18 protein-coding genes are annotated in these 19,493 nt (G+C 70.6%); 11 read left to right on the top strand and 7 right to left on the bottom strand.

Annotated elements, in window-relative coordinates; translation table 11 throughout:
* Nucleotides 1-27 precede the first annotated feature (27 nt).
* The 5 genes from ACUN0C_RS09365 to ACUN0C_RS09385 all read left to right on the top strand — a co-directional run bounded on the left by ACUN0C_RS09365 (nucleotide 28) and on the right by ACUN0C_RS09385 (nucleotide 6,171).
* A complete protein-coding gene (locus tag ACUN0C_RS09365; RefSeq protein ID WP_445466087.1) occupies nucleotides 28-2,016 on the top strand; it encodes a tripartite tricarboxylate transporter permease in 1,989 nt (662 codons plus the stop codon).
* 5 nt (nucleotides 2,017-2,021) lie between these two features.
* Nucleotides 2,022-3,134, top strand: coding sequence for a 4-oxalomesaconate tautomerase (locus ACUN0C_RS09370; protein ID WP_445466088.1), 1,113 nt, complete (start codon nucleotides 2,022-2,024; stop codon nucleotides 3,132-3,134).
* 88 nt (nucleotides 3,135-3,222) lie between these two features.
* Nucleotides 3,223-3,945, top strand: a complete 723-nt coding sequence (locus ACUN0C_RS09375) for a 4-carboxy-4-hydroxy-2-oxoadipate aldolase/oxaloacetate decarboxylase (protein WP_445466521.1) — start codon at nucleotides 3,223-3,225, stop codon at nucleotides 3,943-3,945.
* Nucleotides 3,946-3,971: 26 nt separating this feature from the next.
* Entirely contained in the window at nucleotides 3,972-4,922 is a 951-nt protein-coding gene (locus ACUN0C_RS09380; protein ID WP_445466089.1) for a catechol 2,3-dioxygenase, read from the top strand.
* A 178-nt stretch (nucleotides 4,923-5,100) separates the two neighbouring features.
* Nucleotides 5,101-6,171 (top strand): hypothetical protein, encoded by a 1,071-nt coding sequence (locus ACUN0C_RS09385; protein ID WP_445466090.1) that lies wholly within the window; start codon nucleotides 5,101-5,103, stop codon nucleotides 6,169-6,171.
* Between the two features lie 168 nt (nucleotides 6,172-6,339).
* Here the strand turns inward: ACUN0C_RS09385 and ACUN0C_RS09390 are convergent, their stop codons facing one another.
* The 6 genes from ACUN0C_RS09390 to ACUN0C_RS09415 form a co-directional block, all read right to left on the bottom strand.
* A complete protein-coding gene (locus tag ACUN0C_RS09390; RefSeq protein WP_445466091.1) occupies nucleotides 6,340-6,792 on the bottom strand; it encodes a hypothetical protein in 453 nt (150 codons plus the stop codon).
* 28 nt (nucleotides 6,793-6,820) lie between these two features.
* Nucleotides 6,821-7,240 (bottom strand): hypothetical protein, encoded by a 420-nt coding sequence (locus tag ACUN0C_RS09395; protein WP_445466092.1) that lies wholly within the window; start codon nucleotides 7,238-7,240, stop codon nucleotides 6,821-6,823.
* A gap of 69 nt (nucleotides 7,241-7,309) precedes the next feature.
* Complete coding sequence (gene uvrB, locus ACUN0C_RS09400) at nucleotides 7,310-10,183, bottom strand: excinuclease ABC subunit UvrB (protein WP_445466093.1); 2,874 nt, start codon at nucleotides 10,181-10,183, stop codon at nucleotides 7,310-7,312.
* An 80-nt stretch (nucleotides 10,184-10,263) separates the two neighbouring features.
* Entirely contained in the window at nucleotides 10,264-10,848 is a 585-nt protein-coding gene (locus ACUN0C_RS09405) for an SH3 domain-containing protein (RefSeq protein WP_445466094.1), read from the bottom strand.
* Between the two features lie 103 nt (nucleotides 10,849-10,951).
* Entirely contained in the window at nucleotides 10,952-11,479 is a 528-nt protein-coding gene (locus tag ACUN0C_RS09410) for an SH3 domain-containing protein (protein WP_445466095.1), read from the bottom strand.
* Nucleotides 11,480-11,552: 73 nt separating this feature from the next.
* Nucleotides 11,553-12,464 (bottom strand): DMT family transporter, encoded by a 912-nt coding sequence (locus tag ACUN0C_RS09415; RefSeq protein ID WP_445466096.1) that lies wholly within the window; start codon nucleotides 12,462-12,464, stop codon nucleotides 11,553-11,555.
* A 203-nt stretch (nucleotides 12,465-12,667) separates the two neighbouring features.
* On the opposite strand from ACUN0C_RS09415, the gene ACUN0C_RS09420 reads away from it, so the two are divergent.
* Complete coding sequence (locus tag ACUN0C_RS09420) at nucleotides 12,668-13,546, top strand: hypothetical protein (protein ID WP_445466097.1); 879 nt, start codon at nucleotides 12,668-12,670, stop codon at nucleotides 13,544-13,546.
* A 131-nt stretch (nucleotides 13,547-13,677) separates the two neighbouring features.
* Here ACUN0C_RS09420 and ACUN0C_RS09425 read toward each other — a convergent pair whose 3' ends face one another.
* On the bottom strand, nucleotides 13,678-14,802 hold the full coding sequence (locus ACUN0C_RS09425) for a YeeE/YedE family protein (RefSeq protein WP_445466098.1): 1,125 nt from the start codon (nucleotides 14,800-14,802) through the stop codon (nucleotides 13,678-13,680).
* Between the two features lie 184 nt (nucleotides 14,803-14,986).
* On the opposite strand from ACUN0C_RS09425, the gene ACUN0C_RS09430 reads away from it, so the two are divergent.
* The 5 genes from ACUN0C_RS09430 (at nucleotide 14,987) to ACUN0C_RS09450 (ending at nucleotide 19,473) form a co-directional block, all read left to right on the top strand.
* Nucleotides 14,987-15,352: a DMT family protein gene (locus tag ACUN0C_RS09430; RefSeq protein ID WP_445466099.1), complete on the top strand. Its 366-nt coding sequence runs from the start codon at nucleotides 14,987-14,989 to the stop codon at nucleotides 15,350-15,352.
* A 7-nt stretch (nucleotides 15,353-15,359) separates the two neighbouring features.
* On the top strand, nucleotides 15,360-16,244 hold the full coding sequence (locus ACUN0C_RS09435; protein WP_445466100.1) for a 23S rRNA (adenine(2030)-N(6))-methyltransferase RlmJ: 885 nt from the start codon (nucleotides 15,360-15,362) through the stop codon (nucleotides 16,242-16,244).
* 319 nt (nucleotides 16,245-16,563) lie between these two features.
* Nucleotides 16,564-17,544 carry a mitochondrial fission ELM1 family protein gene (locus ACUN0C_RS09440; RefSeq protein WP_445466101.1) on the top strand — a complete coding sequence of 327 codons (981 nt, stop codon included), beginning with the start codon at nucleotides 16,564-16,566 and terminating at the stop codon, nucleotides 17,542-17,544.
* Entirely contained in the window at nucleotides 17,541-18,509 is a 969-nt protein-coding gene (gene trxB, locus ACUN0C_RS09445; RefSeq protein ID WP_445466102.1) for a thioredoxin-disulfide reductase, read from the top strand. The genes ACUN0C_RS09440 and trxB overlap by 4 nt, the downstream gene beginning before the upstream one ends.
* 73 nt (nucleotides 18,510-18,582) lie before the next feature.
* Nucleotides 18,583-19,473 carry a LysR family transcriptional regulator gene (locus ACUN0C_RS09450; protein ID WP_445466103.1) on the top strand — a complete coding sequence of 297 codons (891 nt, stop codon included), beginning with the start codon at nucleotides 18,583-18,585 and terminating at the stop codon, nucleotides 19,471-19,473.
* Nucleotides 19,474-19,493 lie beyond the last annotated feature (20 nt).

A 19,493-nucleotide genomic window follows, 5' to 3' on the forward strand; every position in this document is an offset into this window, starting at 1 on the left:
TTCGGCCGCCGACCTGAAAGGCACCCCATGATCGCCGACGCAGTCACGACCGCCCTGTCGCACATCCTGAGCGTCAACTACCTCCTCCACATGCTGCTCGGGGTGAGCGTCGGCCTTCTCGTCGGCATCCTGCCCGCGCTCGGCGGAATTGCCGGCATGTCCCTGCTGCTGCCCTTCATCTACGGCATGGAGGTGACCGCGGCGCTCGGCATGCTGATGGGGATGGTGGCGGTCATTCCCACGTCCGACACCTTCTCGTCGGTGCTGATGGGCATCCCCGGTTCCTCCTCCTCCCAGGCGACCGTGCTCGACGGGTTTCCGCTGGCCAAGAAGGGGGAAGCCGCGCGCGCCCTCAGCGCCGCGTTCTCCGCTTCCTTCATCGGCGGCGTCTTCGGCGCGCTCCTGCTGACAGCCTTCGTCCTCATCGCGAGGCCGCTCATCCTCGCCTTCGGCGCGGCCGAGCTCTTCATGCTCACCATCTTCGGCCTGTCGATGGTGGGCGTGCTCTCGGGAGCGAGCCTGCCCAAGGGCATAGCGGCCTGCGCGATCGGCCTGGCGTTCGGCTCGATCGGGGCCGCGCCGGCGACCGGCGAGTACCGGATGGATTTCGAGACCCTCTATCTCTCCACCGGCCTGCCGCTCGCCATCGTCGGCCTCGGCCTCTTCGCCATACCCGAGATCATCGACCTCCTGCGCGGCGGCGGCTCGATCGCCGGCGACGGCAGGCTCGGCCGCGGCTGGGTGCAGGGCCTCCGGGACACGATGCGCAACTGGTGGCTGGCGCTGCGCTGCTCGGCCATCGGCGCGATGCTCGGCGCCCTGCCCGGCCTCGGCGGCAGCGTCATCGACTGGATTGCCTACGGCCACGTGATGCAGACATCCAAGGACCGGAGTCAGTTCGGCAAGGGCGACATCAGGGGCGTGATCGCACCGGAATCGGCCAACAACGCGAAGGACGGCGGCGCGCTCGTGCCGACGCTCCTCTTCGGCATTCCCGGCTCCGGCTCGATGGCCATCTTCATGGCCGGCATGCTGCTGCTCGGGCTCCAGCCCGGTCCCGCCATGGTCGGCCGCAACCTCGACGTCACCTACACGATCATCTGGTCGCTCGCGATCGCCAACATCATCGGGACGGTGCTCTGCATCGTGCTGTCGCCGGGCATCGCGCGCCTGACGACCGTCCGCTTCGCGCTGATCGCACCCTTCATGGTGATGATCATCTCGTTCGCGGCATTCCAGTCGAACTTCACGCTCTACGACCTGATCGCCCTCCTCGCGATCGGCTTCGTCGGCGTCTTCATGCGGCGGTTCGGCTGGTCGCGGCCGGCCTTCCTCATCGGCTTCGTGCTGGCGACGCAGAGCGAGCGCTACCTCTACCAGGCGGTGCAGTTCGACGGCTGGGGCTTCCTCACCCGGCCCGTCGTGCTCGTCATCATCGCGCTGATCCTCGCCTCCTCCTGGTTCGCCGCGCGCAGCCGGTCGGCCGAGGGCGGCATCCTCCACACCGAGGGCAGCGCCGACAGCTCGAAGGCCGACACGCTGTGGCCGCAGATCGCCTTCGTGCTCTTCGCGATAGCCCTGTTCGCCTTCACGCTCTGGGAAGCCTGGGACCTCACCTTCCTCGGCGCCGTCTTCCCGATGATGATCGCCGGGATCGGCGGCGTCGCCTCCCTGCTCGTGCTCCTCTCGCTGATGACGACCGGCCGGAACTCCTCCGCCAACTTCGACCTCGACGACCGGCCGCGCGAGCCGGGCGACCGCGGCACGTACTATTATCTCGGCTGGATCGTTGCGTTCGTCGGCGGCGTGGCGCTGGTCGGCTTCTTCATCGCGCTCGTCGTCTTCTTCGTCGCGTTCCTGCGGATCGTCTCGAAGGCGTCGTGGCTCATGACGATCGTGCTCACGCTGCTCGCCATCGCGATGCTGCTGACGCTCGCCAATGGGCTGTCGCTCGTCTTTCCGGGCGGCCTTCTCCAGGGCTACTACCCCGATCTGCCATGGCCTCTCAGAGGATAAACGCCATGACCATCCAGACAGCTATCCCCTGCATGATCTTCCGCGGAGGCACGTCGAAGGGCCCCTACTTCCGCAGCTCCGACCTGCCGCAGGACGCCGAGACGCGCGACCGCGTGCTCCTGGCGGCGATGGGCTCGCCCGACGCCCGCCAGATCGACGGGATCGGCGGCGCCGACACGCTGACCAGCAAGGTCGCGATCGTCGGGCCGTCGGAGCGCCCGGACGCCGACGTCGACTACCTGTTCGCCCAGGTTTCCGTGGACAAGCCGATCGTCGACGTGGCGCCGTCCTGCGGCAACATCCTGTCGGGCGTCGGCCCGTTCGCGATCGAGACCGGCATGGTGAAGGCCGAGGATGGCGAGACCCGGGTCGTCATCTACAACGTCAACACGAAGAGCCGCATCGAGGCGGTGGTGCAGACGCCGGGCGGGATGGTCCGGTACGACGGCGACGCGCGCATCGACGGCGTGCCGGGCACCGCCGCGCCCATTCGCCTCAACTTCATGGACATCGTCGGATCCAAGACGGGCTCGCTGCTGGCCACCGGCAACGCGACCGACGTGATCGACGGCACCGAGGTGACGCTCATCGACGTCTCCGTGCCGATGATGATGGTCCGCGCCGCCGACCTCGGGAAGACCGGCTACGAGAGCCCGGCCGAACTCGACGGCGACCGCGCCTTCTTCGCCCGGCTGGAGGCGCTGCGCCGCGAGGCCGGCCGCATGATGGGGCTCGGCGACGTCGCCGACATGGTGGTGCCGAAGGCCGCGATCCTCGCGGCGCCGAAGGCGGGCGGCGCCATCGCCGCGCGCTATTTCGTGCCGCACAAGGCCCATGCCGCGATGGCGGTGACCGGCGGCCTCTGCATCGCGAGCTGCGCCGTGCTGAGGGGCTCGGTGGCCGACGGCCTGGCCAACGTCCCGCCCGGCGACGACCGCGAGATCCTGATCGAGCATCCCTCGGGCGTCTTCGACGTGGCGCTCGTCACCCGCGGCGAAGGGCCGAACATGGAGGTCGTGAGCGGCGGCGCGATCCGCACCGCGCGCAAGCTCATGTCGGGCGAGATCTTCGTGCCCGGCGCGATCTGGAACAACCGGCGCATGGCCGAGGCCGCGTGACGGCCGTCCCCGCGCCGAGGGCGGCCGCGCACCTCGGCGCGGCCGCCCGCACTGTCCAAAGCATCGAAGCCGAACGGATCACATCATGATGGGTATCGTCGTCCGAAACATCGAGCGCGCGCGGCCGGAGACCATTGCCGCGCTCGGCGAGCTCGGCACCGCCACGGTGCACGAGGCGATGGGGCGGATCGGGCTGATGCGGCCGCGGATGCGGCCCGTCTATCCCGGCGCGCGCGCCTCGGGGAGCGCCGTCACGGCGCTCTGCGCCCCCGGCGACAACTGGATGATCCACGTCGCGGTCGAGCAGGTGCAGGACGGCGACATGCTCGTCGTCTCCACGCTGTCGCCCTCCTCCGACGGGTTCTTCGGCGAGCTGCTCGCGACCTCGCTGCGCGCCCGCGGCTGCCGGGGCGTGGTGACCGACACGGGTGCGCGCGACGTGCGGGAGCTCGCGGAAATGCAGTTTCCCGTCTGGTCGAGCGCGGTCTCGGCGCAAGGGACCGTCAAGGAGACGCTCGGCTCCGTCAACGTGCCGATCACCTGCGGCGAAGCGGCGGTGCAGCCCGGCGACGTGATCGTCGCCGACGATGACGGCGTGGTGGTCGTCCCGCGCAAGCGCGCCGACGAAATCCTTGCAGCCGCGCAGGCCAGGATCGACAAGGAGGCGGCGGCGCGGGAGCGGCTCGCCGCCGGCGAGCTCGGCCTCGACATATACGGCATGCGCGAGCGCCTCCGCGAGAAGGGCCTGCGCTATGTCGACGGGCCGGTCGACTGGTCGGCCGGCGCCGACGCCCTCGCCGGGATGAAGTGAGCCGGAGCCCCTCGCGGAGCCACGCCATGTCCGACACCGAGCCCTGCTTCGACGTCGCCCATCTCGGGCACGTCGAGCTCCTCACGAACAGGCCCGAGGAGAGCCTCGCCTTCTTCGTGAACGTGCTCGGGCTCACCGAGAGCGGGCGGGACGGCGGCTCGGTCTTTCTCCGCGCCTTCGACGATTACGAGTTCCACACGCTGAAGCTGACTGCGGCGGACACGACCGGCGTCGGCCATGTCGGCTATCGCTGCGCGAGCCCGCAGGCGCTCGTGCGACGGGTGCGCGCGATTGAGGCGCTCGGCTGCGGCATCGGCTGGAGCGACGGCGATCTCGGCCACGGGCCGGCCTATCGCTTCCGCGACCCGGACGGGCACGTCTTCGAGCTCTATTACGAGACCCACCGCTACGCCGCGCCGGAAGGCGAACGGCCGGCGCTGAAGAACATCGCGCAGCGCTATCACGGCCGCGGCGTCTGCGTTCGCCGGCTCGACCACCTCAACATGCTGGCCGCCGATGTCGGCGCGATCAGGGACTTCATGCCGAAGGCGCTCGGCTCGCGCGTCACGGAGCAGATCGTGCTCGACGACGGCACGGTTGCCGGCTGTTGGTTCACGGTCAACAACAAGAGCTACGACATCGCCTACACTCGCGACCACACCGGCCGGCAGGGGCGCTTCCACCACGTCACCTATGCCGTCGACCAGCGCGAGGACGTGCTGCGGGCGGCCGACATCTTCCTGGAGAACGGCGTCTTCATCGAGACCGGGCCGCACAAGCATGCGATCCAGGGCACCTTCTTCCTCTACGTCTACGAGCCGGCCGGCAACCGCGTGGAGGTCGCCAATGCCGGCGCACGGCTGATCCTGGCCCCCGACTGGCAGCCCGTCACCTGGACCGAGGCCGAGCGGAAGAAGGGCCAGGCCTGGGGACTGAAGACCATCGAGAGCTTCCACACCCACGGCACGCCGACCTGAGCCGGCCGAAACCCGCCGAAATGCATTCATAATGCAATCGCGCAATCGATTGCGCATGGATTCGGCGTTCATCCTGTCATAATCTTTACAAGCGCGCGGACGTCGGACCGCAGCGCGGGCCGGATCGTCCGGCCGCACCCGGGTAGAACTCTAGAGAACCGACCGGAGAAAACGTCTGATGGCTAAGCCCTACAACGTCCTGATCCTCGGCGCGTCCTACGGGTCGCTCCTGGCCACGAAACACATGCTCGCCGGCCACAACGTGAAGCTCGTCTGCCTGCCGAGCGAGGCGGAGGTGATCAACCGCGAAGGCACGCGCGTGCGGCTGCCGGTGAAGGGCCGCAGCGGCCTCGTCGAGATCGACTCCCGCAAGCTTCCGGGCACGGTGTCCGCCGACGTGCCGACGGCGGTCGATCCGGCCGAGTACGACCTCGTGGGCCTCGCGATGCAGGAGCCGCAATACCGCGCCGCCGGCGTGCGCGAACTTCTCGACGGCGTCGCGACGAAGAAGGTGCCGTGCATGTCGATCATGAACATGCCGCCCCTCCCCTATCTCAAGCGCATTCCGGGCCTCTCCACGGAGGGCCTCGCCGACTGCTTCACCGACGCCTCCGTCTGGCGGAACTTCGACCCGGCGCTGATGACGCTCTGCAGCCCCGACCCGCAGGCCTTCCGTCCGCCCGAGGAGAAGGTGAACGTGCTGCAGGTGACGCTCCCGACCAACTTCAAGGTCGCCCGCTTCGATTCGGAGGACCACACCGAGATGCTCCGTCGGATGCAGGCCGGCATCGAGGCGGTCCGCTTCGACGCCGGCGACGGCCCGACCGAGCTGCCGGTCAAGCTGAAGGTCCACGATTCCATTTTCGTGCCGCTCGCCAAGTGGGCCATGCTCCTCACCGGCAACTACCGTTGCGTGACCAGGGCCGGCGCGCGCTCCATCAAGGAGGCGGTCCACACCGACATCGAAGCGTCGCGCTCGGTCTACGACTGGGTGCGCGGGGTCTGCATCGCGCTCGGCGCCGATCCGGCGGACCTGGTGCCGTTCGAGAAGTACGCCAACGCGGCGCAGGGGCTGGTGCGGCCCTCCTCGGCCGCGCGCGCGCTCTATGCCGGAGCGCCGAACATCGAGCGCGTCGACCGCCTCGTGCAGAAGATCGCGGCGCAGAAGGGCATGCGCAACCCGGTCGTCGACGAGACGGTGGCGCTCGTCGACGCCCAGCTCGAGCTGAACCGCAAGGCCGCGGCCTGAGCGGCGGCCGCCTCGCTCTCTGTCGTCATCGCCGGGCATCGACCCGGCGATTCAAGCAGCACCTCCGTCGCGGTACGGCAGGGCTGGATGCCCGGACGATGCCCGGCGGAGACGACAAGGGGCTGGCGATGCCGGCGCCGGCCGGCGTTGCGGCTCTTCGTTGCCCCCTCAGCGCTTCACGGCAGCGAGCGCCGCGTCGGCGCGGGCAGCACCTTCCAGGCCGGCGAGCCGGTCGAAATCGCCACGCAGCGCCTTCAGGGCGAAACGCTCCGTCGCGATCTCCCGCGCGGTGCGGAACCCGAGCCGGCGGAGCACGGGGAGCGGCGGGCACCAGCCCTGCGTCGCGTGCTGGAACAGAAAGCCCGAGACCGCTGCCGGCAGGAGCAGGAAACGGCGGCGGACGAGCGCGCCGAGCATCGTGCCCAGGAAGGCGAAGGTGGCGGCGTTCGCCTCGAGCGTGCGCTCGATGTCCCATTCGCGCTCGAGCTCGGCGAGACGCCGTTCGATCAGCTCCGGCCTGGCCATGCAGGCGCGGATGCGCTCGGCGGTCTCGCGGGCGATGCGCCGGTTGATCTCGTATTCGGTGTGAGCGGGAACCCGCTCTTCCGTGCCGGGCAGCATGAACGGACCTCCCGTGGCCGGTTCGGAGCTAGTGTGCGGCGCGCGGCCGGCGAGACGGGCGCTCTCCGCTGCGGTCCGTCTCCTCCGGCTCGCCGCCGGCACCCTGCGCCATGGTGTCGATGAACTGGCGCGCGGCCTCGCCGAAGGCCTCGGAAAGGCTCGCCGTGCGCTCGCGGAGCGCCTCGATCGCGTCGGACGTGACGTCCGCCGCCTTTGAAGCGGCGAACTCGGCCGTCGCCGCCGGATGCCGCGCCGCGATGGCGAGCTTGGAGCGGCTGCCGCTGTTCCGGAACGCGGCCACCGCCGCGAACAGCATCTCGCCGATCATGGCCTGGCCGGCCGGCGAGGCGATGAACTGGCCGACCGCGCCCTTGCGGATCTCCTTCGGGATCTTCACCCCGGCGATCGTCTTCGGCAGCCCCGATTTCTTCTTTTTCTTCTTCGCCATCGTCAGCGCTCCGTGATTCCACGGATGCTGAACGCGAGGGCTCCGCCCCGCGTTCCGGGCGAAGGCCGCTCAGTTCCCCGGCCGCCCCGATTTGCGCGAGCGGCGGGCGCGGCGGCGCTCCTCGGCGGGATCCTCGTAGGAACCGGCGCCGATCCGGCCGCGGCGAACGGCCCCCGGCCCGTCCTCCGGCTTCGCCGGCGCTCGGCCGCCCAGCGGGACCTCCGTCCGCCCGACCGTCATCTCGTCGAGCGTCGGCTTACGGACGCGCGAGGCTGTCGCGCCGCCTCGACCCTTGCCGCGCGGGGCGCCGGGCGGGCCGCCCGCGCCGAAGCCGCCGGCGCGTCCCTCCACGGCGCTCTGCCGGGCGAGCGGATCGTCGGAGATCGCGAGCTCGGTCTCGCGCAGACGCTTGATCTCGTCGCGCAGCCGCGCCGCGGTCTCGAACTCGAGATCGGCGGCGGCGTCGCGCATCCGCTTCTCCAGATCGGCGAGATGCGCCTCGAGATTGTGCCCGATCAGCGCGCCTTCCTCGGCGAGGCCGGTATCGACGCGGACGTGATCGCGCTCGAAGACGGAATCGAGGATGTCGCCGATTGAGCGCTTCACCGATTCCGGCGTGATGCCGTGCTCGGCATTGTAGGCGAGCTGCTTCTCGCGGCGGCGCTCCGTCTCCGCCATCGCCCGCTCCATCGAACCGGTGACGCGGTCGGCGTAGAGGACGACCTTGCCGTCGACGTTCCGCGCCGCGCGGCCGATGGTCTGGATCAGCGACGTCTCGGAGCGCAGGAAACCCTCCTTGTCGGCGTCGAGGATCGCGACCAGCGCGCATTCCGGGATGTCGAGGCCCTCGCGCAGCAGGTTGATGCCGACCAGGCAATCGAAGGCGCCGAGCCGGAGATCGCGGATGATCTCGATGCGCTCCAGCGTCTCCACGTCGGAATGCATGTAGCGCACGCGCACGCCGTTCTCGTGGAGGTATTCGGTCAGGTCCTCGGCCATCCGCTTGGTCAGCACGGTGACGAGCGCGCGGTAGCCCAGGCCCGCGACGCGCTTCACCTCGCCGAGCAGGTCGTCGACCTGGCTCTTGGCGGGGCGGACCTCGACCGGGGGATCAACGAGGCCGGTCGGGCGGATGACCTGCTCGGCGAAGACGCCGCCGGTCTCGCCAAGCTCCCAGCCGCCGGGCGTCGCCGAGACCGCGACCGTCTGCGGCCGCATCGCGTCCCACTCCTCGAAGCGGAGCGGCCGGTTGTCCATGCAGGACGGCAGCCTGAAACCGAACTCGGCGAGCGTCGCCTTGCGGCGGAAGTCGCCGCGATACATGCCGCCGATCTGCGGGATCGTGACGTGGCTCTCGTCGACGAAGACGAGCGCGTCGTCGGGAAGGTACTCGAAGAGCGTCGGCGGCGGCTCGCCCGGCTTGCGGCCGGTGAGGTAGCGCGAATAGTTCTCGATGCCGGCGCAGGAGCCGGTCGCCTCCATCATCTCGATGTCGAACCTGGTGCGCTGCTCGAGCCGTTGCGCCTCCAGGAGCCGCCCCGCCTTCTCGAGCTCGCTGAGGCGCCAGGTCAGCTCCTCCTTGATGGAGCGGATGGCCTGCTGCAGCGTCGGCTTCGGCGTGACGTAGTGCGAGTTGGCGTAGACCTTCACGCTCTTCAGGTCGCCGGTGCGCTGGCCTGTGAGCGGGTCGAACTCGGCGATCTGCTCGATCTCGTCCCCGAAGAGCGAGATGCGCCAGGCCCGGTCCTCCAGATGGGCGGGGAAGATCTCGACCGTATCGCCGCGGACGCGGAACGTGCCGCGCACGAAGTTCAGGTCGGCGCGCTTGTACTGCAGGGCGACGAGGTCGGCGAGGAGCTGGCGCTGGTCGATGCGCTCGCCGAGAGCGAGGCCGAAGGTCATCGCGGTATAGGTCTCGACCGAGCCGATGCCGTAGATGCACGACACGGAGGCGACGATCACGACGTCGTCGCGCTCGAGCAGCGCCCGCGTCGCCGAATGGCGCATCCGGTCGATCTGCTCGTTGATGGAGGATTCCTTCTCGATATAGGTGTCGGTGCGCGGGACGTAGGCCTCCGGCTGGTAATAGTCGTAGTAGGAGACGAAGTACTCGACCGCGTTGTCGGGGAAGAACGACCTGAACTCGCCGTAGAGCTGGGCTGCGAGGGTCTTGTTCGGCGCGAGGATGAGCGCGGGGCGCTGCGTCGCCTCGATGACCTTGGCCATGGTGAAGGTCTTGCCGGAGCCGGTGACGCCGAGCAGCACCTGGGTGCGCTCGTGCTGGTTCGCGATGCCGTCGACGAGTTCCGCGATCGCGGCCGGCTGGTCGCCGCGCGGCTCGTATTGCGACACGATCCGCAGCGCGCGCCCGCCCTCGCTCTTCTCCGGCCGCGGCGGCCGGTGCGGCACCCAAGTCTTGTCGCGGAACTCGGGGCGGCCGGATTCGATCAGCGCCGACAGCGCCTGCACGGTCGCGGTGACGCCCGATTGCGGCAGGCTCGCCACGTCCTCCAGCGCGACGTCGAGCCCGGCGATCGGGTTGAGGCCGGCGGCGGCGCGCTCCTTCGCCGTGCCCGGCCCGCCGATCGAGGTGCCGCGCGCAGTCTTGAGCGGCCTCGCGTCCTTCTCCGGCCCGGCGGGCGGGGCCTTCGACCGCGCCCGCCGCTTCGGCGCAGCCTCGTCGGCGGACGGGACGAGGGGGACGGACTGGTCCGTCATCATCGGATTGCGGCTGCCGACGCGCTTCGCGGTCTGCCGGTTACGCCGGCCCTCTTGCTCGGCCTCGTCGGCGAGCGCATCGGCCCAGCGCGAGACGGGGCCGGCGAAGGCTTCCGAGACCGGGGCGCCTTCGAGCGACGGCTGCGGCGCCTCGCCGAAGCCGCGCGGCGGCTCCTCAGCCGCCTCGTCGGGACGCGGCGGGGATGATTTCCGGGGTGAGGACATTTCGGCAATATGCCCCTTCGATCCGGCATAAAAAAGGGCCCGGGAACGACCCGGGCCCAAAAGGACACTGCGGCGCGCGGCTAGCTCCGTTGATCCCTGAGCTGCCGGAAGCGGTACCAGTTCTCGTTGGAGCCCGCCGGCGGACGCTGCACGCCGCGCGCGGGCGGCTGGACCTGGCCCGGCACGACACGCCGCGGCGCAACCGGGCGTTCGTCGCGCGGACGCTGGACGCGCACCGGCGGACGGACCGGACGGCCGTCGCGCCAGCCTCGATCACGCGGCCAGCGGTCGTACCAGTCGTAGTCGCGATAGTAGCGGCCCCAATAGGTGCCGAGGCTGAAGCCGATGATCGGCAACCCGATCCGCGGCCCGTAATCGGGAACGAGCACGCGCCGGCCCTGATAGGCGAACGAGAGATAGCGGCCGGAAATCCAGCCGCGGCGACCGGCCCAGGCGCTGTCGCACCAGCCGTAGCCCTGGGTGCAGCCGTAGACGGTCACGCGGCTTCCCTGCGGGACGGTCGCGATGCGCGGATATTGCGTGCTCGGCCCCGCGCGCATGTTGACGTTGCCGGTCGTGTAGGCGGTGGTGGCGGCGTTGGCGATGGCGGGCGCAAGCGTCGCCGCGAGCAGCGCCAGGCCGGCCAGTATGGATCGTGGTCTCATCGGCATGGTCCTGTGTTGGCGCCCCACTCTGTACGGATCAGATGGTGCGCCGCGCCGCTCTTTCAAAGCGGCGCGGCGCACTTTTGCGAAGTGTCCTAAAGACTTAGAACCGCGGGGCGGGTCCCGGTCCAGGTAGAGGGGGGCGTGGTCCGGGTCCGGGTCCGGGACGCGGCCCGGGTCCGGGTCCGACGATCGGCCCGCGCGGCGGCGGCGGTGCGATGCGGCGCGGCGGCGGCGGCGCCCACCGGCCCCAGTCGTTCCACCACGGATAATGGCGGTAGTAGCGGCCCCAATAGTCGCCGATGCTGAAGGCGATGATCGGCAGGCCGATGGCGGGCCCGTAATTCGGCACCAGGACGCGGCGCTGCTGGTACACGAACTCCAGATAGGAGCCCGAGACCCAGCCGCGATAGCCCGCCCATTGCGTGTCGCACCAGGAATAGCCGCTCGTGCAACCGTGGATCGTGACGGAACTGCCCCTCGGCACCACGGTGACCGGCGGGTACTGCGTCCCCGGCCCCGCGCGCATGTTGACGTTGCCGGTCGTATATCCGCCGGTGGCAGCCGCGGCCGCGCCCGGCAAAGCGAGGCCGAGCAGCACGGCAGCGGCCAGAATGATACGTTTCCTCATCGCGCTCTCCGCTCCGAGATGACCCCTCGTGGAGAATATGACGGGGATCGTGAATAAGTTCCATTGAGGAATGTCAAAGAAGCGGCTCTGCAACCCTGACGCGGCGGCGGGAACCCCGGACGGGCGCGAGCTGGACCGCCAGCACGGCCGCGAAGATGGCGACGACGCCGCCCCAGCCGGCCGGATCGACCCGTTCGCCTAGCAGGACGGCCGCAAAGAGAGCCGCGAAGGGGGCCTCTGCCGACAGGATGATGGCCGCGTCGGCCGCGCGGGTGCGGCGCTGGCCGATGGCCTGCAGGGCGAAGGCGAGGCCGCCGGAGACTGCACCTGCGAACAGGATTTCCGGCCATGCCGCCGCGAGCGCGGCGATCTCGACGGCCTCCAGCGCATAGGCCGCGACGCCCGCGGCCAGCCCGGTCGCGAGGCATTGGACGAAGACCACGCTCACAGGCCGTCCCGTCACGGCGACGGCCCGGCCGACGAAGACGACGTGCAGCGCCCAGAAGAAGGCGCAGACGACCGCCAGCAGGTCGCCGACCCGGATGCCATCGATCCCGCCGGTGAGCAGCCAGGTGCCGACCATGGCGAGCGCCGCCGCCGGCCAGACCGCGAGATGCGGCCATTCGCCGTAGAGCGCGATCGCGAGGACGGGGACCATCACGACGTAGAGCGTGGTGAGGAAGCCGACATTCGTGACGCTGGTGTGGACGATCCCGAACTGCTGGACGGTCTGCGCCGCCAGGAAGGCGAGCGCGACCAGCGCAAGGATCCGTACCGCCCCGCCGCCCGCACTGCCGCTTGCGGCGCCGGCGGTCTTCCGCTCGGCGAGCGCGAAGGGAAGGAGCACGAGCGCGGCGACCAGGAAGCGCGCGCCGATGAAGGCGAGCGGGCCGATCTTCTGCATGGCCGTCGCCTGCGCGATGAAGCCGCCGCCCCAGATCAGCGCAGCGAGGAGGAGGAGGGAATTGGCGGCAAGACGGGTCATGGCGGCGGCGGTCTAGGCGAGCGCAACCGGCGCCGCAAGCGGCGACGAGCCGCTCGCGCCGGCCGCAGCCGAAGCGCGCGGCGGCGTCGAAGACGATTCGCGCTTTTCGCCGGAGCGGAACGGGGTGCCCGACCGTTGCCACCCTTTCCATGCCCTGCGGCGAGCGCCGCGGCGTGGCGACACGACCAACCGAGGAGACACCCATGAAGACACGTTTCATGCTGGGCACGGCCCTCACCTGCGCATTCGCGCTGTCCGGCACGGCTTTCGGGCAGGATACAGGCGGCCAGGCGGCAGGGGCTCAAGGCACGGAAGCGGCGGCCGGTGCCGCAAGCGAAGTCCATTGCACCATCATCCAGACAGGGCCGCGATCGGCCACGCTCGCAACGGGCGGCGCGCCTTCCGGCTCGGCGGCCGCCGGGGCGGCGAGCGTGTCCGGGAGCGCGATGCCGTCCGGAGACGGCACGGCGGCAGCGGGCGCAGAGGCCATGTCGGCAGCGGCGAGCAGCGCAGCGGGCGACGCCTCCGGCGGGCCGGTGCGAGACGGAAACGGTCAGGCCCGCACCATCGTGGTCGAACCCGGCATGACGGTCACGATCAGCGCAATCGGCCCGGCGCCCGAAGGCACCGCCGCCACCGGCTCGGATGCGGCGCCCGCGAGCGGCGCGGCCTCGGCCGACACGGGAGGGGCCGCGCCCTCCGCGCCATCCGCGCAGGCATCCGGCTCCGACGCGGCGTCGGCCGGTGCAACCGGCTCGGCCAGCGGCGCCTTCGGCACGGGCTCGATGGCGGATCCGGCCGCCGCGCCGGCCACCGGGACCCCGGATGCCGGAGCAGCCGCGACCGCGGGCGCGGGCCAGGCCGCTCCGGGCGGCGGGGCCGGCAGCGAGGCCTCTTCGGCATCCGACGCAGCCGGTTCGCCACCGGCGAGCCCGAGCGCCCGCGCCGATGCCGGCGCCGGAGCCGCGTCGGACACGGCCGGGGCCAGCGCCGGCGCGGCGGACGAGGCTCAGTACGGCATGACCAGCCTGACGCTGAGTTCCGGCAACGGCTGCACCGTCACGATCACGCCGCGCGGCTGAACCGCGCTGCAGGAGCGCCGGGCGCGGAGGCGTTGCCCTGCTTGGGCCCGCCGGGAGATGGGGCCGGCCAGGCGGAAAGATCGCCTGGCCGGGGGTTTGCGCCGGCCGAGCGTCGTTTCACATGGCCCGTATCACTCTGCCGGGACGAGCGGCACGGGCGGGGCGGGGAAGCCGGGAGTGCGGGACGGCTCGGGGAAGGCGTCCCCGGTGCCGAAGCGCTCCAGCGCCCAGTCGGTCGCGGCGGCCGCGATCCAGATGCCGAAGAGCGTCACCCAGGCTGTGATGGCGAAGACCGAGCCGCCGGTGACGCCGGCGCCGACGGCGCAGCCGCCCGCGAGCATGGCGCCGAAGCCCATCAGCACGGCGCCCGCAATGTAGCGCCGCATCGAGCGCGCGTCGCGGAACCCTTCGAGCGTCAGTTCACGCCCGAGCCAGGCGGCGACGAAAGAGCCCAGGAAGACGCCGACCACCAGCGCGATGTCGAAATCGAAGGGGGAGCGCTCGCGGTCGAGGACGTACATCAGCGTCTCCGCGGACGGGCCGGAGAAGGTGACGGACTTCGTCTCCACGAGGCCGAAGGCCTGCGTGCCGGCCTGGTAGGTGAAGAACCAGCCGGCGGCGATGGCGAGACCGACGCCGATCCCGCCCAGGAGGCCGCGCAGCTCGAGCCGGCTCCGCGCCGCGAAATAGAGGCCTGCCGCGAGCCAGACGAACGCGAAGGCGAGGCCGCCCGCATGGCCGAGCCCGGTGATGGCGAGGAGGTCGCGCGACGGCCCGCCCTCGACGAGCCACAGCCCGGTGAGCGCCTCGCGCGCCGGCGCGAGCGCCCCCGTCCAGGCAGCCTGCGCGGTGACCGCGAAGATGAGCCCGGAGAGGAGCGCACGCAGATTGCCGTTGGCTGACAGGACGAGGAGACGGCTCGCACAGCCGCGCGCGAGGATCATTCCCGCGCCGAACATGAGTCCGCCGATCGCGGCGCCCGACAGGCTGCCGGTGGTGGCGAGCTGGCGGACGTCCCCGGTCTCGAGCAGACCGGCCAGAACGAGTGCCTGCGTTCCCGCCAGAGCCGAGGCGAAGGCGAGCAGCCAGACGGCGAGCTTCCGGCCGAAATTCATGCGGCGGAATTCGATGACGGCGGCACGCAGGCAGAAGCGGCTGCGCTGGGCGAAGACGCCGAACAGGATCCCGACGGCCAGGCCGCCGAGCGCGAGCGTCGCGTCCTCGCCGAAGAATTCCATCAGGGGTTCGAGGTTCATTGCGCTCTCCGGACGCGCCATTCGTCACATGCGCATGCATGAATATGAAAGCTTCGCCCGGCGCTCCTTGATCCAGCGCAAGCATTCCGCCGATCGAACGCAATTTCTCGCCGCTTTGCCGCGCCGGGCGGCTGCGCTATGGGCATGTTCCCTCCGGCCGACCGCAAGGAACAGAGCGCCGCCCATGGTGCCGAACGTCGCCTCCGCCTTCCTCTGGCCCTATGTCGCGCCGATCGCCCTGCTCGTCGCCTCCAACGTCTTCATGACGTTCGCCTGGTACGGGCACCTGAAGTTCAAGGCGGCGCCGCTCTGGGCCGCGGTGCTGGTGAGCTGGGGCATCGCGTTCTTCGAGTACTGGCTCGCCGTTCCCGCCAACCGGATCGGGCACTCGGTCTATTCGGCGGTCGAGCTGAAGACGATCCAGGAGGTGGTCACGCTCACGATCTTCGCCGGCTTCTCGGTGCTCTGGCTGAAGGAGAGCCTGACGCCGAACCATCTCATCGGTTTCGCGCTGATCGCCGCCGGCGCGTTCTTCGTGTTCCGGGGGTGAGACGCGCGTGAACTACCGCCATGCCTTCCACGCCGGCAATTTCGGCGACGTCCTGAAGCACGTCGTGCTCGCGCGCGTCATCGAGCACCTGAAGGCGAAGCCCGCCCCTTTCCGTGTGATCGACCTGCATGCGGCGATCGGCTTCTACGACCTTGCCGGCGACGAGGCCGGCCGCACCGGCGAGTGGCTCGACGGCGTCGGCCGGCTCTACGCGGACGGGACGATGGCGCCGGTGCCGCTCACGGCGGCCGCCGAGGCCCTCATCGCGCCGTGGCGCCAGGCGATCGCCTCGGCGAACGACGGCGCCCGCCTCCTGCATTATCCCGGCTCGCCGGAGATCGCGCGGCGGCTGACCCGCAACCAGGACAAGCTCGTCCTCAACGAACTGCATCCGGAGGACCACCGGACGCTCTCCAAGCGCTTCGGCGGCGATCGGCGCATCCGGATCACCGGGCAGGACGCCTGGGTGGCGGCGAAGGCGCTGCTTCCCCCGCCGGAGCGGCGCGGCCTCGTGCTGATCGACCCCGCCTACGAGGCCGCCGACGAGCAGGCGAAGCTGCTCGCGGGGCTCGCGGAAGCGCACCGCCGCTTCGCCACCGGCGTGCTGATGGCGTGGTATCCGATCAAGGCGCAGGCGGACGCGACCGCGCTTGCGCGGCGCGTGGCGGCGCTCGCGATCCCGAAGACGCTGCGGGTGGAACTGACCGTGCGGCGCGCGGACCGGAAGGAGCGGATGAACGGCGCGGGCCTGATCCTGGCGAACCCGCCCTGGAAGCTTGAGGGCGAGCTCCGCAGGATCCTGCCTGCGCTCGTCGAGCGCCTCGCAGACAAGGATGCGCGGTTCCCCGGCGGCTGGCGGATCGAGGCGCTCACCGGAGAGCGGCCCGCATAAAGAAAATGCCGGACCCGGGGGGACGGGTCCGGCAGGGGATAGAGGCCCACCTGACGCATTCGGGATGCCGGCCGGGCTTCCAAGGAGGGAACAGCTGGCGCCTCTGACACGCGACAGGGGAGGAAGCGTCGCGCGCCGTCGAGCCATCAGCTAGGACGGGATCTGCCCGAACCGCGTGCAACCGGCAAGTTGGTCGACTGCATACCAGTCATGCGTCCTGCACACGGCTTGGGCAAAGGATAGCATTTTAGGCATTCCCGAACGAACAGGCCTGCGGCGGAAGACTTCGCCGCGCATCGAACGGCAAACACGGAAGCGCATGGGACATCCCGGGACGATCTGGCTCATCACCGACGGCAAGGCGGGGGACCTCGCGCAGGCCGAAGGCCTCGCGGCCGCACTCGGCGGCAAGTGGGAACGGCGGGACGTCGCCGCCCGCCGGCCATGGTCGTGGCTCGCGCCCTGGGGCCCGCCCGACCCGCTCGACGATCCGAAACGCCCGGGCGGCCGGTACGCGCCCCCCTTGCCTGACCTCGTCATCGCCACCGGCCGGCGCACCGTGCCGACCGTGCGCAGCCTTCGCCGTCGCGAGGGCGCGCGCCCGTTCACCGTCTTCCTGAAAAACCCACGGGTCTCCCCACGCATCGCCGACCTCGTCTGGGCGCCCGAGCATGACGGGCTCGCCGGCGAGAACGTCGTGACGACGCTCACCGCCCCTCACCGGTTCTCGCCGGCGCGCCTCGCAGCCCTGCGCCAGGCGCCTTCCGCCTTCGCCGCGCTGCCGCGCCCGATCCTCGGAATCGTGCTCGGCGGCGATGCCGGCGGCACCCGTTATGCGCCCGCCGAGATCGCCGGCTTCGCCGAAGCGCTCGCCGCCGCCCTGCCCGCCTTCGGCAGCATCCTCGCCACGCCGTCCCGCCGCACGCCGCCCGCGCTCGCCGAGGCGGTGCGAAACGTCGCAGCCGGCAAGCCGGGCCTCGTCTGGGACGGCACCGGCGAGAACCCCCTGCCCGCCATCCTTGCCTTCGCCGACGCGCTCGTCGTGACCGGCGACAGCCACAACATGGTGAGCGAGGCGCTCGCCTCCGGCGCGCCCGTCCACGTGCTGCGGCCGAAGGTGCTCAATCGCCGCATCGCCCGCTTCCTCGATCTCGCGACCGCGCGCGAGCTGATCCGGCCGTTTCCCGGCATCATTTCGCGAGAGCGCCGGCGGCCGCTCGACGCGACCGCGGAACTTGCCGCCCGCGTCCTCACCGCCTATTCCAGTTTCACGTCCACGGAGCAACGGAAGCGGTCATGAACGCCGTCCATCACGCACGCGTGCTGATCATCGGGTCGGGTCCGGCCGGGTACACGGCCGCGATCTATGCCGCGCGCGCATTGCTGGAGCCGGTGCTGATCGCCGGGCTCCAGCCGGGCGGCCAGCTCACCATCACCACCGATGTCGAGAACTACCCCGGCTTCGCCGACGTCATCCAGGGACCCTGGCTGATGGAGCAGATGCGCCTCCAGGCCGAGCACGTCGGCACCCGCATGGTGCACGACACGGTCGTGGAGGCCGACCTCGCGCAGCGCCCGTTCCGGGTCAAGCTCGACGGCGGCGACACCTGGACCGCCGATACCGTCATCGTCGCCACCGGCGCGCAGGCGCGCTGGCTCGGCATCCCGTCGGAAGAGCGCTTCAAGGGCTTCGGCGTCTCAGCCTGCGCCACCTGCGACGGCTTCTTCTACAAGGATAAGGCGGTGCTGGTCATCGGCGGCGGCAACACCGCCGTCGAGGAGGCGCTCTATCTCTCCAACATCGCCTCCCGTGTGACGGTCGTGCACCGGCGCGACCAGTTCCGCTCCGAGCGCATCCTGCAGGAGCGGCTCGCGGCGCAGCCGAACGTCGAGGTGATCTGGAACAGCGTGCTCGACGAGGTGGTGGGCAAGAGCGGCTTCCCGCCGGCGGTGACGGGGGCGCGGCTGCGCAACGTGCAGACCGGCGCGGTCACCGAGGTGCCGGCGGACGGCATCTTCATCGCCATCGGCCATGCGCCGGCGGTGGAGCTCTTCCGCGAGCAGCTGAAGCTGAAGCCCAACGGCTATCTCTGGACCGCCCCCGATTCCACCGCGACCAACGTCCCGGGGGTCTTCGCGGCGGGCGACGTCACCGACGACGTCTACCGGCAGGCGGTGACGGCGGCGGGGCTCGGCTGCATGGCGGCGCTGGAGGCGGAAAAGTACCTGATGGGGCTCGACATGGAGCGCCACGCCGCGGAATAGGCGGCGCAAGGGAAAGCGGTCCGGCGGCGGTGGGGCGGACGCCGTCGCTGGGGCTGCAGCAGGGGGGAATTCCGTGGACTGGGACAAGCTGAGGATCTTCCACGCGGCTGCGCAGGCCGGGTCGTTCACCCATGCCGGCGACACGCTCAATATGAGCCAGTCGGCGGTGAGCCGGCAGGTGAGCGCGCTCGAGCAGGAGCTGGGGACGCCGCTCTTCCACCGCCACGCCCGCGGCCTGATCCTCACCGAGGAGGGCGAGCTGCTGATGCGCACCGCCCAGGACGTGACGATCAAGCTCGAGGCCGTCCGTGCCCGGCTCCAGGATTCGCGCGGCCAGCCGGGCGGGGTGCTCCGGGCCACGACGACGGTGGGCCTCGGCTCGACCTGGCTCGCCTCGCGGGTGAACGAGTTCCTCGACCTCTATCCGGCGATCTCGCTGCAGCTCATCCTCGACGACGTCGAGCTCGACCTGGCGATGCGCCAGGCCGACGTCGCGCTCCGCCTGCGCGCGCCCACGCAGCCGGACCTCATCCAGCGCCGGCTCTTCACGGTGCACTTCCACGTCTATGCGTCGCCGGAATACCTCAAGCGGTTCGGCCAGCCGAAATCGGTCGACGATCTCGACCAGCACCGGATCATCACCTTCGGCGAGAACGCCCCGACCTACCTGAAGGACATGAACCGGCTGAGCACGGCAGGGCGGGATCCGTCCAACCCGCGCGTGGTCGCCTTCTCCGTGAACAACGTGGTCGCGATCAAGCGCGCGGTCGAGCGCGGGCTCGGCATTGCGATGCTGCCCGACTACATCATCAATCCGGGCGCGAACCTCGTCACGATCCTGCCGGAGGCGGAGGTGCCGAGCTTCGACACCTATTTCGTCTATCCGGCCGAGCTGAAGGATTCCGCGCGCGTGACGGTGTTCCGGGACTTCCTGCTGTCGAACGCGCGGCGCTGGAACTACTGACCCGCCCCGCCCGCCTTCCC

The sequence above is a fragment of the Faunimonas sp. B44 genome (assembly GCF_052655945.1).